12 protein-coding genes are annotated in these 14,844 nt (G+C 50.6%); 7 read left to right on the top strand and 5 right to left on the bottom strand.

The window, feature by feature from the left end:
* Positions 1 to 105: 105 nt before the first annotated feature.
* Positions 106 to 1,671 (top strand): aminotransferase-like domain-containing protein, encoded by a 1,566-nt coding sequence (locus C557_RS0106875; protein WP_018751105.1) that lies wholly within the window; start codon positions 106 to 108, stop codon positions 1,669 to 1,671.
* A gap of 2 nt (positions 1,672 to 1,673) precedes the next feature.
* Here C557_RS0106875 and ald read toward each other — a convergent pair whose 3' ends face one another.
* Positions 1,674 to 2,789, bottom strand: coding sequence for an alanine dehydrogenase (gene ald, locus C557_RS0106870; RefSeq protein WP_018751104.1), 1,116 nt, complete (start codon positions 2,787 to 2,789; stop codon positions 1,674 to 1,676).
* A gap of 208 nt (positions 2,790 to 2,997) precedes the next feature.
* Here ald and alr point away from each other — a divergent pair, with 208 nt between their 5' ends.
* On the top strand, positions 2,998 to 4,161 hold the full coding sequence (gene alr, locus C557_RS0106865; RefSeq protein WP_018751103.1) for an alanine racemase: 1,164 nt from the start codon (positions 2,998 to 3,000) through the stop codon (positions 4,159 to 4,161).
* 68 nt (positions 4,162 to 4,229) lie between these two features.
* On the opposite strand, the gene C557_RS0106860 is transcribed toward alr, so the two are convergent.
* Positions 4,230 to 5,159 carry an S-layer homology domain-containing protein gene (locus C557_RS0106860; RefSeq protein ID WP_018751102.1) on the bottom strand — a complete coding sequence of 310 codons (930 nt, stop codon included), beginning with the start codon at positions 5,157 to 5,159 and terminating at the stop codon, positions 4,230 to 4,232.
* Positions 5,160 to 5,386: 227 nt separating this feature from the next.
* On the opposite strand from C557_RS0106860, the gene C557_RS0106855 reads away from it, so the two are divergent.
* Positions 5,387 to 5,992 (top strand): DUF4153 domain-containing protein, encoded by a 606-nt coding sequence (locus tag C557_RS0106855; RefSeq protein WP_026263347.1) that lies wholly within the window; start codon positions 5,387 to 5,389, stop codon positions 5,990 to 5,992.
* A 66-nt stretch (positions 5,993 to 6,058) separates the two neighbouring features.
* Positions 6,059 to 6,556 carry a CYTH domain-containing protein gene (locus tag C557_RS0106850; protein WP_018751100.1) on the top strand — a complete coding sequence of 166 codons (498 nt, stop codon included), beginning with the start codon at positions 6,059 to 6,061 and terminating at the stop codon, positions 6,554 to 6,556.
* 106 nt (positions 6,557 to 6,662) lie between these two features.
* Here C557_RS0106850 and C557_RS0106845 read toward each other — a convergent pair whose 3' ends face one another.
* The gene (locus C557_RS0106845) at positions 6,663 to 7,424 is read right to left on the bottom strand and encodes an SGNH/GDSL hydrolase family protein (RefSeq protein WP_018751099.1); all 762 of its coding nucleotides are present in this window, start codon (positions 7,422 to 7,424) and stop codon (positions 6,663 to 6,665) included.
* Between the two features lie 169 nt (positions 7,425 to 7,593).
* Between C557_RS0106845 and C557_RS0106840 the strand changes: the two genes are divergently transcribed.
* Positions 7,594 to 8,577 (top strand): Gfo/Idh/MocA family protein, encoded by a 984-nt coding sequence (locus C557_RS0106840; protein ID WP_026263345.1) that lies wholly within the window; start codon positions 7,594 to 7,596, stop codon positions 8,575 to 8,577.
* A 148-nt stretch (positions 8,578 to 8,725) separates the two neighbouring features.
* Here C557_RS0106840 and C557_RS0106835 read toward each other — a convergent pair whose 3' ends face one another.
* A complete protein-coding gene (locus tag C557_RS0106835; protein ID WP_018751097.1) occupies positions 8,726 to 9,901 on the bottom strand; it encodes a phosphodiester glycosidase family protein in 1,176 nt (391 codons plus the stop codon).
* Between the two features lie 117 nt (positions 9,902 to 10,018).
* Entirely contained in the window at positions 10,019 to 11,641 is a 1,623-nt protein-coding gene (glgP, locus tag C557_RS0106830) for an alpha-glucan family phosphorylase (protein ID WP_018751096.1), read from the bottom strand.
* Between the two features lie 219 nt (positions 11,642 to 11,860).
* Between glgP and C557_RS0106825 the strand changes: the two genes are divergently transcribed.
* Both C557_RS0106825 and C557_RS0106820 read left to right on the top strand, forming a co-directional pair.
* The gene (locus C557_RS0106825) at positions 11,861 to 13,699 is read left to right on the top strand and encodes an HSP90 family protein (protein WP_018751095.1); all 1,839 of its coding nucleotides are present in this window, start codon (positions 11,861 to 11,863) and stop codon (positions 13,697 to 13,699) included.
* Complete coding sequence (locus C557_RS0106820; protein ID WP_018751094.1) at positions 13,692 to 14,774, top strand: hypothetical protein; 1,083 nt, start codon at positions 13,692 to 13,694, stop codon at positions 14,772 to 14,774. The genes C557_RS0106825 and C557_RS0106820 overlap by 8 nt, the downstream gene beginning before the upstream one ends.
* Positions 14,775 to 14,844: the final 70 nt, after the last annotated feature.

The raw sequence follows: 14,844 nt of genomic DNA, 5'->3' as shown, positions 1-14,844 counted from the left end.
TGTTCCACAAACGGTGCGAACCACTCTCTGCTAGAAAAAGCAGCAGAGTGGTTCTTTTCTTTTCAGCGGATGGTATGCCATCATGAGAGTGGGGGCGAGTTCATTATGTTTAACGAATTCAGGCTTGCAGCCGGGACGCCGGTATATCTGCAGGTAAAAAATTATATCGTTTGGCTCATTACCCAAGGCGCTTTGCAGGAAGGAGAGCGATTGCCCTCCACCCGCGAGCTGGCCGGTTTGCTGGACGTGAGCAGGGGCAGTGTAGTTGCCGCCTATGAGTCCTTACAGGACGAAGGGGTCATTCATGCCGTTACGGGCAAAGGAAATTTTGTCACTGGTATTTCGGTAGCAAAAGGAGCCGACCTGGAGCCCTGGCACATGAACTGGTTGGACCGAATGAACCACCAGGCTCGAATTGCCGTAGAATTGGACCATATGAAGCGGAAGCAACCGATCCCGGGCGGCGGGCAAGCAACCATCTCTTTTACAAGCATTGCCCCTGATGAACAATTGTTTGACCTGGATCATGTCAAGCGTGCCTTTCTGGACCGTATGGCGGTGGAAGGGCGCGTGCTGCTTAATTATGGCTATGCTAAGGGCTACAAGCCCCTCATCGATTATTTGATGAAATATATGGAGCGCAAGGGTGTGGATTTGACAGGGAAGGAAATGCTGATCACCAGCGGGTTTACGGAAGGATTGGACATTGTATTGTCTTCTCTTGGCGGGACGGAGGAAGCGAAGCCTGCCCGTGGCCTGGTTCAGAACGGACCGGGTGGCTCAGGCAGCCTGGGCCCACGCTTTACTGGTCGGGTACTGTGTGAAAATCCAACACATCATACGGCCATCAAGAATTTACGCAGGCATGGATTCGCCATCACGGGAATTCCGATGCAGCCTGATGGGCTCGACCTGACGGCATTGGAGCGGGCCTTGCAGGAGCAAACCTATGATTGCGCGTACCTGGTTCCTTCTTATCATAATCCCACGGGCATCGTAACCTCGGCCGAAAAGAGGCTGGCCTTGCTGCAATTATTGGGGCGTTATCGCGTGCCCGTCATTGAAGACGGGTTCAATGAAGAGCTGCGCTATTCCGGCGCTCATGTGGCTCCGCTGATTGCAATGTCCGGGCAGGGGAACGGCGTGGTGTATCTGGGCAGCTTCTCCAAGGTCCTGTTCCCCGGCATTCGCATCGGGTGGGTGCTGGCGGACCGGGAATTAATCGAGGTGCTTGAGAGTGTCAAGCGGGCGCGCAGCATCCACACCTCAACCTTGGATCAATCCGTGTTGTATCAATATCTACACAACGGCCATCTGGAGAAATATATGAAGAAAGCCAGGACGGAATATAAGCGGAAATATGAGCTGGCCCGGGCCTGCTGTGAGGAATTTGTCCCTTATGCCCGGCTCTCGGGCAGTGGAGGCTTGCATCTGTTTTTGGAATTCAGGGAGGGCTTTGACACGTGGGAGCTATTGCAAGCCTGTGCGGCACAGGGGGTTATTTTTACACCGGGGGATATGTTCTTCACCGATGGGGGTGGACGTCATACGCTGCGCCTTGGAATTTCCCGTGTCAAGGATGAGGACATTACCCAGGGGATCCGCCTGATTGGCGAAACGGCGGCAAGACTGCTCGCTCTCAAGCCGTCAGGCGGCAGGTCCGCTGATTGATCTTATAGCTTCAAGACCTGTTCTACCGGAGTGTATTCCAGATGAAGATCATGGGCAACGGAGGCGTAGGTAATGGAACCGCCCGCAACATTCACGCCTCTTCTCAGGGCATCGGACTCACTTAACGCCAAGTGTACGCCTTTGGAGGCAATATCAAGCGCATATGACATGGTGGCATTAACAAGAGCCAGTGTGGAGGTGCGGGGAACGGCACCAGGCATGTTGGCTACGGCGTAATGAATGACACCATGCTTCACATAGGTTGGCTCGGAATGAGTTGTGATGTGGTCTACGGTTTCAAATATGCCGCCCTGATCGATGGCTACGTCAACAATGACTGACCTGGCAGACATGGACTTGACCATCTCTTCGGTCACAAGCTTGGGCGCTTTGGCCCCGGTGATCAGCACCGCACCGATGACAAGATCGGCTTCCCGGACCGCTTCGGCAATATGCTGCGGACTGGACATCAAGGTCTGGACGCCCTTGTCAAAGGTATCCTCCAACTCACGCAGTCGGTCAGCGCTCAGATCAATAATCGTTACATCTGCGCCCAGGCCCATAGCCATTCGTGCGGCGTTCGTCCCCACCACACCGCCGCCGATGATCGTAACCTTGCCTCGCTTGACGCCGGGAACACCACCGAGCAGGATACCCTTGCCACCGTGGGGCTTCTCCAGGAATTGGGCGCCAATCTGTACAGACATCCGCCCGGCGACCTCACTCATTGGCGTAAGCAATGGGAGGGTTTTGTTCACCTCGACCGTCTCATAGGCGATGGCAGTTACGCCGCTGCCTTTGAGGGCAAGGGTTAATTCCAGCTCTGAAGCCAGGTGAAGGTACGTAAACAAGATAAGTCCTTGGCGAAAAAAACGGTATTCCTCGGGTTGCGGCTCTTTGACCTTCATAACCATGTCTGTGGACCAGGCTTCGGCGGCTGTGGCCACCAATTTGGCGCCTACCGCTGCATATTCGGCATCTGAGAAGCCGCTTCCCGCTCCGGCATCCTTCTCCATCCATACCTCATGACCTGCGTTGATGAGCAGATGTGCGGTTGCGGGGGTCATTGCCACCCGGTTCTCATTGTTTTTAATTTCCCGGGGTACGCCTACGATCATATAGCTTCCTCCTGTCATGTTATCTAACATATAAATCTGAATTCGCTTCTATTTTATCCTCTGATCGGCAGAGTTTGTCAATTAATATGACGTTAAATGAGCGGATATTTAAAGTTTTTTCAAGAAAAATCACAAAAAATTCTAAAATTATGGGAAAATACTGACATGGATTAAATTTAACATTTTTATCCGGAAAGAGGCAGTGTCAATGAAGACCATAGCAGCTCAGTTCACTTCCCCCACGGGAAGCCGGGATACGTGGGCGGAGATTTCACTTCCGGCGATTGCTCATAACACAAGGTTATTCAGCAGACAGAAGGCTCGGGACTGTCGTCTGATGGCGGTCGTTAAAGCAAATGCCTACGGTCATGGGGCCGTACAGGTGGCCCGCACAGCCATTCATGCGGGGGCCGAATACCTTGGTGTAGCGCTTGTCGATGAAGGATTGCAGTTAAGAGATTCAGGGATCATGCAGCCCGTTCTTGTGCTCGGCTACACGCCGCCCCATGCAGTGGAAGCGGCCTTGATGCAGAACATCACGCTTACCGTGTTCACTGAAGAAGTGCTGCAGGAGGTTATCATCTGTGCGCGGCGGAATCAAAATACAGCTCGAATTCATTTAAAATTCGACACGGGCATGAGCCGGATTGGCATAGCTTCCATTCCGGCTGTAATTGAGCTGATGGAGCAGGCTTCAGCGGCTGCTCCTTATGTGCTGGTGGAGGGCTTGTTTACTCATTTTGCTGATGCCGATGGTGTTGATACGGACTTTGCCCGGCAACAGTTCGCCCGGTTTACCGCTTGCATTGAAGCCTTGGAGAGCAGGGGCTTCCATATTCCGATCAAGCATTGCTGCAACAGTGCGGCAGCGATGCGTTTCCCCGAAATGCATCTGGATATGATCAGGGTAGGCATTGCCTTGTATGGATTATACCCTTCGGAACCATTGCGTTTGCCTGAATATCCACTCCGGCAGGCCATGTCGCTGAAGACGAGGATAGCGGCGCTGCACTCTGTTCAGCCAGGCCAAACCGTGGGCTACGGACGTACTTATCGAGCCGTGGATAAAAGTCTCATCGCCACTCTTCCTATCGGCTATGCCGATGGTTTAACGCGCAACTTGTCGAACTGCGGCTTTGCTTGGGTGCGGGGGCAGCGAGTTCCGGTCATTGGCCGAATCTGCATGGACCAGACGATGCTGGATGTCACCGGAGTTCAGGGGGTATCACCAGGCGATGAGGTGATTCTGTTCGGCAGTAACGAGCAGGGCGAGGGGATCCCTCTTGATGAGCTGGCGGCTTGGATAAACACCATTCATTACGAAGTAATATGCTTGATCAGCCAACGGGTTCCACGCCTGTATGCGGTGTGAATACACAAAAAGAATGGACAGTGTGCGGCTTGAAGTGCCGCTCCTGTCCATTCTTTTGGTTGTGTGTATTATTCCGATACGGTACCCAGCTCGGCCTTATACCCTGCCGGGATGTAAGTAACAGCGGTAACTTCACTAATCACTTGAGGGTAGACCATATCGGGGTCTGGTGGCAGCACGCGGCAATGGACCAGGGCGGTGCCTTTGCTATATTCCACACTGGCAATCTCCAGAGCATAGCCAGGATGTGGAGCCATGCCGGAAATCGTTACCTTTGTAATTTCCTTGGAGACGGCTTCCGTCTTCAGACTTGGATCATATAGATTAACTGGCGCAGGTTCGATTGTCTGGATGTTCTCAATAAATTCGAGCGTCCGATAAACCATGCCTACTGCTTCACTGCGTGTGACAGACTGAGTCGGATTAAATTTCTGATCCTTGTCCAGGGAGATGATTCCCCCGTTCAGCATTGTCTGAATGCTGCTAGCATAGTCAGGGTTGATTTGTTCGTTATCCGCAATTTCTGTATATTGCAGGGTCCAGGCGAATTCACCCTTCGTGTTCAGCGCCTTGAACAGCCAATGAGTGAACTGCTCCTTGGTTACCGGACTGGAAGGCTTGATATCCTTGGAAATATCGAGTTGGTTCACTGCGGCAATCACGAAGGCCTGAGAATACCAGACATTATCCTTGACATGGGTAAAGTAATCGCTGGCTTTTGGCTCTTTGACGTAATCGATGTTATCTATATTAAGGTCTAGCGCGTTTACGATCAGGGTGACAGCCGCGGCTCCGTTCATCTTCTCGAACGGATGGAATCGGCCGTTCAAATCCCCCTTAATAAATCCCCGCTGCTCCAGACGTTCAATGGCTTTCTGTTCCTTGTCCCCTTTGATGTCGTTAAACGCGGAGGCGCTAGAGCCAAAAACCATGGTCAATACAATGACCATCAGCAGGGTTAATTTCGGTGCTTTAACCAGCCGTTTCTTCTTATTCATCGCTATCTCTCCTATCCTTATGATGATTATTTAGTTTTCTGACGCAGGAGGACGGGCAGATGTTTCAGTTTTTGACTATTTTTTTAATAAATATAGACTCAGTGTTTGTTATGTGGACGATGAGGCGCTAGGAATCCGTAGGGTTCTTCCGTGATGTCTGTTGGCAAGCACTGATTTTTAGATTGAGCCCATATTTAATTAATAGCTGCAACGGGCAAACAGGCTAGTTGGAGGGCGGGAACCAGAATTTTGCCCTGTTGGCGATTGTGCTGACATGTACCGGGGAGTCGGGGAAAGGCTTGCGGCAATTCAATCAAGTCCTCCTCTATGTTGTGGTAGGCTGCTCGGCAGTAATGCTGGTCTCCGCTTTCACCCGGCTTATACTGTATGAGGAGGCCTATGGCTATACCTATATTCGCTTCCTGTCACATGGCTTCATGCTCTATCTGGCGGTACTGCTGGCTTGTGCTGGTTTACGCATCCATGTTAACTCGCTTCCTCTTGCGAAGTGTATGATTGTGGTGAGTCTGGCGGCATATCTGCTCGTCAATTACGTGAATATGGACCGGATTATTTTACAGCAAAATATAGAGCGTTACCAAGTGAGTGGACATATCGATGCGGAATACTTGGCAGGACTTTCGCTTGATACGGTGCCATCGCTATTAAAGTTCAGCCGCGAGGAAGGAAATGAGAGCCTGAGGCGCGAGCTTCATGAGCGCTGGGATTGGCTGAGCCACCAGGATACGTCCTGGCAAAGCTACAATGTGGCCAAAGCAAAAGCTCTTCAAGCCCTCAAGCTGGATGCCATCCGGCAAGGTCAAGATGGATGAATCTGCTTGTAGAGATAAGCCGCGCTCGCTATACTGATGGGGATGAACAAAAGGAGGTATGTTCCCTTGTCACTAGAAATTGAACGAAAGTTTTTGCTGCCGGCTTACCCGGAGGCTTTAATCAAGGAGGGGCAATTACGCATCCAATCGGAGCATGCCATCGACCAGATCTATCTGGCTTTGCATGAGGATCAGGAGCTGCGCGTTCGTAGAATTGAAAATTTGCGTACCGGAGAAATTGATTATACGCATACATTCAAACGAGGTTTTGGTCTGACACGGGAAGAGGTTGAAGTCTCGATCTCGGAGGGGCTGTACCGTCAGATTACGGAGGTACACGGGGCGGTAGCGTTGACGAAACGCCGAGTGACCGCAGAATGGAAAGGAATCGTTCTAGAGATTGACCGTTATGATCAGATCGACTTCATCGTGCTGGAGGTTGAATTCGAGTCCGAGGAACAGGCGCTGGCCTTTGCTCCTCCAGCATGGTTTGGACCAGATATCAGCACGGATAAGCGATATAGCAACAAGAAGGTATGGGCAGACCTGCAGCAGCTTCAATAACTGTCCCATACGCTGAGTTGCTGGCGAGCCGGAAGCAGGTTGAAATCAGCAGGTACAAAATATGGCGCGGGAGCGGTAGCCAAGGCTAACGCTATTCCCACGCCATTTATTCTATAACCAGGTGTCCTTCGCCATTCTCACGCAAGAGCTGCCGGTAATGGTTGCGAATGAACTCCAGCACCTTATCGCAGATAAGGCGATGTCCGTCCTCATTGGGGTGAATCCCGTCGGAGCAAAGGAAGCGAGTAAAATCGGGATGCTCCAGAAATGCGCCGCGCACATCGATATATCTCGTCTTGGTCTGAGCGGATACCTTGAGAATCGTTGAGTTGTAGCGCTCCTGCCACCAATAAATCTTCGTAACGCTACCTAGCCACTTCATGATGTTTTTCTCCGCCTCAGGATCGCTTTTGCTGACCCATTTAAAATACTTGTCGGCATTTAACGGCGGAAGGCTCATCAGCACCGGAATAATGCGTTGGCTCTTCACAAACTCAATCGCTTCTGTCAGCTTCTTCTCGAAGATGGTAAAATCCGTCTTTGGACTATGCTCTGCATCCGGATTAAGGGCAATTTCATTCCAGTTAAAGTCGCAATCATTGCCACCGTATTCAATTAGCACGATGTTGGGCTTATCCTTCTCCACATCCCTCTTCAGGTTGGTTAACCCCTTAACAAGCGTATTACCGAACCGGGCGGTGTTGTGAATCGCTCCCTTTAGCTTCTGTTGCAGCAAGGAAACGTAATTATTCTCCAGTACGACGTATCTGCTGCGTGTCTCGTCATAAATGACGCCCTTCGATATGGAATCTCCGCTGACGATGTACTTCAAGTCTTGATTCAACCAAGCGCGACTATGTTCATTCATGGCTCTCACCTCTCTTCAACTTCTATTGTAATGGAGTTGACTTAGCCCATGCAAGTAAGTTATGCACGAATAAAGCAGGTTTTGCAAAAGGAATGTGGACAAGGCTGACGGGGAATGAGAGAATACGGGTAGCTGATTCATATACGAAAAAGGGGATGACATCACTTTGATACGTTTCGCCATCATTGGGACGAATTGGATCACAGAACGTTTTATCCAATCCGCTCTGGAAACAGAGCAATTTGCGCTGACTGCCGTTTACTCCCGATCTGCTGAGAAGGGGAGGGACTTTGCCGCCAAGTTTGGAGATCCGCAGGTATTCACGGATTTGGCAGAGATGGCTTCCAGCCCGGAGGTCGACGCCGTATATATCGCCAGCCCGAATTCCTTGCATGCCGAGCAGGCCATTCTGATGATGGACCATGGCAAGCATGTGTTATGCGAAAAGCCGATGGCTTCCAATGCGGCGGAGGTCCGGCGGATGATTGAGGCGGCGGGGCGTAACGATGTGCTGCTAATGGAAGCACTGAAGTCGACCTTGATGCCCAACTTCCGGGCGGTTCATGATAATTTGTACAAAATTGGCAGGGTGCGCCGTTATTTTTCAAGCTATTGCCAGTATTCTTCGCGATATGATGCTTTCAAGCAGGGGAAAGTGCTGAATGCATTTAACCCGGCCTTCTCCAACGGGGCGCTGATGGATTTGGGCATCTATTGCATCTACCCGATGGTCACATTATTTGGCAAGCCGGAAGAAGTGCAGGCCTCTGCGGTCATGTTATCCTCCGGAGTGGATGGGCAGGGTGGCCTCATGGTTCGCTATCCCGATATGGATGGAATTATTATGTACTCGAAAATTACGGATTCCTACTTGCCCACCGAGATTCAAGGGGAGAATGGAACGATTGTCATTGATCGAATCAATCAGCCCTATGAGGTGAAAATTATGTATCGTGACGGGACGACGGAGGAGTTGACCCGCTCCCAGCCACAGGAATCCATGTATTACGAGGCGCTGGAATTCATTGATTTGATTAAGAGCGGGCGGAGAGAAAGTGATATCAACACACATGCCCGGTCCCTTGCCGTGGCGGAGCTGATGGAGGAAGCCAGACATCAATTTGGTTTGCGTTATGCTGCCGATGAGGTGTGAGAACAGGATATCTTAAAATAGTTTTCATAGTTTTCAGTTTACTCTCTTCTATCTGTTTGCTTCCAAACACCCTCGAGGTTTTATAAGTCTTATACTCATTTTCTATTTTACTAATTATTCGTTCTCTAGCGAGCTTGTTAACCTGCTTCTAAGGATAGGTGACAAGCAAGGCATTGCTGATTTTGCGTCCTGGCGAGGTGAGATACTTGCCATTATAGTACAACCCGCTGGAAGCTCCGCCATCCAGGTTCATGGCTTGATAGGCTCCGGCTTGCTTCATAATCTCAGCCAACTGCGGGATCGTGGCTCCCCCGGTCGTCAGCAGAATCAGCTTGTGGTCACGGGTAATTCCCAGTGCGCTCCGTGCTCCGCCACCGGTAAGGATTTTCGGGTCTTTGAAGCCCTCTGTTTTCACATCGATGGCTACCTTGCCATCCACCACAAGGCGTGGCCCGGCCTGTAAGGCACCCTCTATATTGCCTTCAGCAAATGCATCTGTAAATGCTGTGCCAGGGATTAGCTGTGTCAGCAAATTGGAGTCGTAGGCGAAGATGGTGCGTTTGTCGCCGCCGGCTATCATTTTTAATTCGCCATTACTCACGATATAACCATAAGGGGCTTTATGGGCCTCGGAGGTGTAGGCGTTGAAGAAGGTGCCGTTAACTGCTACAACCGCCTTGTGGCGTTTGGCCAGGCTGCTGAGATCCTCAACTTTGCCAATTTCATCTCCGGCCAAAGCGACCTTAAGCTGAACTTTAGGATCCATCAACGAGATGGTCACTGTCTGTACCTTAAAGGAACGGCTGCCGATCTTGAAGCTTTTGCGTTCGCTGACGATGGCCTTTCCCTGATTAGCTGCTGTACTTCGGGTCATGTAGGGCAGGGTGAGTTGCTTCTCTGCTTGACCGAAGCTGACGGAAGCCGTTTCTTTGTTCCATTTGATAGGAACTTGCAGAATATCTTTAACGACTTGCAATGGAAGATAGGCGGTACCCGCTTCTGTAAAGGGGGCACTCGTCAAGATGCGGGTCTCTTCGTTCACATAGGCCATGGTGCTGCCCGCCTGCAGGGTGATGCGCAATTCGCCTTTAGCAATATGCAGTTTCTTTTCCGAAGGATTCCACTGTACGCGGGTCTCCGCGAATCCGTTTAATACCCGCCCGGGGATATAAGCAAGGTTAGTATTGGCGTCCAGCAAAACCACATTTTTGACCTTGACTGGCGCTGCTGCGACAGCATCAAGGCTTGCCGGGACGAGACAGATGAGGGCCAGGGCTAGCACCAGCAGCTTGCCCAGACTGTGCTTGTTATGTTTGTTTATCATGATGAATATTTCTCCTTCTTCTGATATAGGCATTAATATCTATATATTATCGGAAGAAGGAAAGGAATAATGAACTATGTTTGACAGAATCATTAGTCTTATAAGCACAGTTTGTGTCTATTTGCGCAACGGTTGATAAAGCTGCTCGTAATAATCTAGAAGCATCCGCCGAGTGGAGAAGGCTTCACGAGTTGTTTCGATGCTTTTGCGCATCATTTGCACCCAGCGTGTCTGATCATGGTAATACGTGGGCAATACCCGCTGGAGTATAGTGTCGTAAAGAGCGGCGCCATCATGGCGATCCAATTCGTGAATATCATTCGATTCAAACCCGTCTCCAATCTGCCAGCCATTCTCCCCGTCCAGGCAGGCCTCGGGCCACCAGCCATCGAGAATGGAGCAGTTGAGGACACCGTTGACAGCGGCCTTCATCCCCGAGGTTCCGCTGGCTTCCAGTGGCCTTCGGGGATTATTCAGCCATACGTCTACGCCCCGTGTAAGCTTGGCACCGATCAGCATATCGTAATTTTCCAGAAATACGACGCTGCCGGGATACTTCTTCATCATGGCCACCAGTCGGCTGACGATTTGTTTGCCGGTCTCATCATTAGGATGGGCTTTGCCGGAGAAGACGATTTGAAGCTGCCCGCTCTCCAGATAAGGGGTTATCAATTCGGGTTGAGAGAAGATCAGATCGCTTCGCTTGTAAGGCGCAGCGCGCCTGGAGAAGCCAATCAGCAAACGCTTCGCATTCAGAGCTACGCCGGAATGCTGGCGTATCCAGTGGATCAGTTCATGCTTGAGCTCAGTGTGGACTGCCCAAAGATCTCCCCCATTCTCATAGGCTTGAGTTATGCGCGGATCGGCCCAGGTAGGTAAGTGAATGGCATTGGTGATGCCGATGATTTCCGAGCGGCCATGCACATCCTTCCACATCCGGTTGGCCGTTTGGGCATGGAGTGCGGCAACGGCATTGGAGCGGCGGGAGAGCCGCAAGCCGGCAACGGTCATGTTAAACGGATTGCCGCCGATTTGCTCCATTTGTTCACGGCTCAGTCCATTATAGGCAGACATCGCAGCCAGCAGGTCCAGGGCATGGGCTTCATTCCCCTCCTTGACCGGAGTATGGGTAGTGAATACAACCTCCTCGCGGGTTTTGCGCCAAGCGGATTCAAAGGAGAGGCCGCCAGCCATCTTCTCCCGAATCAATTCTGTAGCTGCCAGAGCTGCATGGCCCTCGTTGAAGTGGTAGACATCGATCTCAAGGTCAAGCGCCCGGATGGCCTTTACCCCGCCGATGCCGAGAACGATCTCTTGGGCGATGCGTTCTTCGCTTGAGCCTCCATATAGCCGTGCAGTTATCCAGCCATGTGGGCTTTCATCAACGTCGGCATCAAGCAAGTAAAGCGGATTATTGTCAAAGCGTTCGGTTTTCCATACTTTACAAGGGACCTCAGCATCCTTGACCGTTACGGTGAGCCTAACCCCCGTATCTTCTAAAAAGTCATATTCCTGATCAACAAACGTATCATAGGGCTTGCCTTCGTGATCGATGCGTTGCTCGGTATAACCTTGCTTCCAGCGAATTCCGATGCCGATCAGAGGGACGCCGAGGTCCTTGGCCCCTTTGATGAAGTCGCCGGCAAGAATGCCAAGTCCACCTGCGTATATCTTGAAGTCTTGATGCAATCCGTATTCCATGCTGAAATAAGCCACCGCCGGAAGGTGCTGATTGTTCACGAGAATACCTCCTTAGGATCTGAGCAATTGCTGCGGAATTAATCTTGATATCGTATGCAGCGGGCTCAGCTGTTGTCTCCAGATTCGGGCAAGGTGGGGCTGAGGTCTCTTTCAATAGATGGAAGTTTGTGCTATTTTCATGGAAACCGGAAATTATGATTAGGTATGTTGAGCTTACATAGAGTAATACGTGTTGCATAGCTAGGAAGGAGATTTACGATGAGTGTAGAAGAAAACTATCGTTTTCAGGTCAATTTGAGCGGGATGATCAACATCCTGTCAAACCATTTGTATAGTAATCCTAAAGTATATTTGCGCGAGCTCTTGCAAAATGGGGTTGATGCAGTAACGGCCAGAAATGGGCTGCAGGAGCCGGGGTATACAGGCCGCATTGTGGTCGAAGTTGCGGGCACGGGTCATAACGTCACATTGACCGTTGAAGATAACGGAGTGGGCTTGACCGAAGCCGAGGTGCATGAATTCCTGGCGATGATCGGGCAATCCTCCAAACGTGGTGAGGACTTCCTGGCTAAAGAGGAATCCTTCATCGGCCGTTTCGGTATTGGCTTGTTGTCTTGCTTTATGGTTAGCGATGAAATCGTGATGATTACACGGTCTGCCAAGGGTGGTCCGGCACTCGAATGGCGAGGGAAGCCTGACGGAACCTATAGTATTCGCACACTTGAGGGAGATCTGTCCCCCGGAACGAAGGTATATTTACGCTGCAAGCCGGGCTGTGAGCTTTACTTTGAAGAAGCTAGCCTGGCGGAATGGCTGCATTATTACGGAGCTTTGCTGCCTTATCCTATCATTTTGCAATCCAGTCAGGGGGAGCGCATCATTAATGATGACATTCCTGTATGGATTCAAGACCCGGGATTGGCACGAAGCCATCGGCAAGAAGTGCTCAAGCTTGGCGAGCGGCTATTAGGGGAGAAATTTCGTGACTTTATTCCTTTGATGACTGATGAAGGCCGTACGGGGGGGATTGCTTATGTGCTTCCCCAAGCCGTCAATCTCAATGCCAAGAAGAGTCACCGTGTCTACCTCAAGCATATGCTTGTATCGGAGAAAGCGGAGAATATTTTGCCGGACTGGGCATTTTTCGTGAAGTGTGTAGTGTGGACGGATGAGCTTCAGCCGACAGCATCCCGGGAGAGCTTCTACGAGAACGACAAGCTGGAAGAGGTGCGCGAGCAGCTAGGTGAATCCATTCGCAGCGAATTGATGAGAATGGCGGAATATGATCCGGATCGGCTTCAGCACATTATCAATCTGCATGCCTTGTCCATGAAGGCTCTGGCGGTGGAGGACGACAAGTTCTTCTCGATTATATACCGCTGGCTCCCCTTCGAGACGACATATGGGAGCCGTGAGCTTGATGAATTGCTCAAGGATCATCAGCATTTTTACTATACCCTTAGCCTGGATGAGTATCGCCAGATTACACACGTAGCCTCAGCGCAAACGATGCTGGTGGTGAACGGTGGCTACATATACGATGCCGAGTTGTTGTCCAGACTGCCGTTAGTGGATGACCGTATTACCGTGGAGCGATTGCTGCCTGAGGATGTGTCCTTCTCCTTCACGGATATTACGCCAGAGGAACGATTGCAGTATTATGAAGCTGTCAAGCTGGCTGATGCAACCTTGCAGCCTTTTCGCTGCCGCGTTCAGATCAGACGCTTTAAGCCGGTCGACTTGCCTGCGCTTTATACGTTGTCGAAGGAATCCTCAGACCTGCGTACTTTAGAGACAGCCAAGGAAGCGAGTACGGAATTGCTATCCTCTGTGCTGGGGAATTTGGGTGCCAGCTATCAGGCTACAGCATACGCGACGATTTATTTGAACCTGGACAATCCAGTAGTAGCCCGTATATTCACATCGGGGCATCTGGGGATGCTGCCGACTGCGATAGAGATGTTGTATTGTAATGCCTTGTTAATGGGGCATTATCCGATGAATCGCAAGGAAATCGCCCTTCTGAATCAAGGAATTATTCGGTTCATCGATTGGGGCATGGATGTCAATCAAAATGGAGGTACTTCGCATGAATAACATAAATACCATGAATTTTGATGGTGATTTCGATGATTTGATGGAGCAGGCGTTTATGCTGCCAAATGGGCGGGCCAAGGTGGAGATGCTGGAGCAAGCCATTCAATTGGCTGATGCTGCGGGGGACGTTGATCAAGGTTATGAAGCTCGGGCGGAGCTTGTGGAATGTGGCGTTTTTAACGGTTATCCTATGAAAGCTCTCGTTGCCTTCTCCTGGCAGCTTGGACAGTTTGACAAAGAGCCTGAGCGTTTTGACGAGTTCAGCTTGTTCTGGTCCTACAAGTGGATTCTCGACCAAGCGCCGAATTTCCCGGATATTACTCGCGAGCAAGTGGAACAGTTGTTGGAGGATATGAAGCAAAGATTTGGGCAATATGGCTATAGCGATCGTACCTACTACTTCTATAAGATGGTAACCGCCAATGAAATGGGTGAGATTGAGGTTGCTGCGGATTATATGAAGCGAATTCAAACGATGGAACGGGACGACATGAGTGATTGCCCGGCCTGTGAGCAGAATCGGGTGGTGGAGTGTGCCGTCAAGCAAGGGGATGATGAGGCAATTATTGAAGCAGCCAAGCCGATTATTGATGGCGGTATGAGCTGTGGCGAGGTGCCTCACGTTACGATTACCAAGGTTCTCTTCCCGCTGCTTCGCCTGGGCCGCCAGAAAGAAGCTGATAAGCTTCAGCGTCGAGGCTACCGTCTGGTGAAGGGGAATCGTGATTTTCTGCTGTACCACGGGGAACATATCGGATATTTGACCCTCACAGACCCAATCAAAGCGCTAGAGGTTTTTGAGGAGCATATCCCTATGGCTCTGGATCATGAGAATCCTTTTCATGTGATGATGTTTAATGCCTATGCTGCCAAGATGTTCCAGCGGTTGGCCGAAGAAAGCCTGTCTTACCAGGTTAAGCTGCCTGCCGAATTTCCACATCGGGAAGAAGCGGGCAATGTAGCTTGGCTTGGCAAATATTTCATGGATCAGGCGCTGACAGCCGCTGAACGATTTGATTTGCGCAACGGAAACAACTATTACACGGATTTTATTCAAAAAATACCAACTAGATAAGTTGAGCTTTTTCAGAATCATTTTCTCGCTTGCTTGTTATGCCTTGTATAGTGATACCAACAAGAGACCT

Source organism: Paenibacillus sanguinis 2301083 = DSM 16941 (genome assembly GCF_000374825.1).
Classification (GTDB): Bacteria; Bacillota; Bacilli; order Paenibacillales; family Paenibacillaceae; genus Fontibacillus; species Fontibacillus sanguinis.
Note: the sequence above shows the minus strand (reverse complement) of the source record. Positions and strands in the feature narration are given on the sequence as shown.

Excerpts from the sequence above, each read along its gene's own strand:
- C557_RS0106875 (WP_018751105.1), top strand. The coding sequence starts at position 106 with ATGTTTAACGAATTCAGGCTTGCAGCCGGGACGCCGGTATATCTGCAG.
- ald (WP_018751104.1), bottom strand. The coding sequence starts at position 2,789 with ATGATCGTAGGCGTACCCCGGGAAATTAAAAACAATGAGAACCGGGTG.
- alr (WP_018751103.1), top strand. The coding sequence starts at position 2,998 with ATGAAGACCATAGCAGCTCAGTTCACTTCCCCCACGGGAAGCCGGGAT.
- C557_RS0106860 (WP_018751102.1), bottom strand. The coding sequence starts at position 5,159 with ATGAATAAGAAGAAACGGCTGGTTAAAGCACCGAAATTAACCCTGCTG.
- C557_RS0106845 (WP_018751099.1), bottom strand. The coding sequence starts at position 7,424 with ATGAATGAACATAGTCGCGCTTGGTTGAATCAAGACTTGAAGTACATC.
- C557_RS0106835 (WP_018751097.1), bottom strand. The coding sequence starts at position 9,901 with ATGATAAACAAACATAACAAGCACAGTCTGGGCAAGCTGCTGGTGCTA.
- C557_RS0106825 (WP_018751095.1), top strand. The coding sequence starts at position 11,861 with ATGAGTGTAGAAGAAAACTATCGTTTTCAGGTCAATTTGAGCGGGATG.
- C557_RS0106820 (WP_018751094.1), top strand. The coding sequence starts at position 13,692 with ATGAATAACATAAATACCATGAATTTTGATGGTGATTTCGATGATTTG.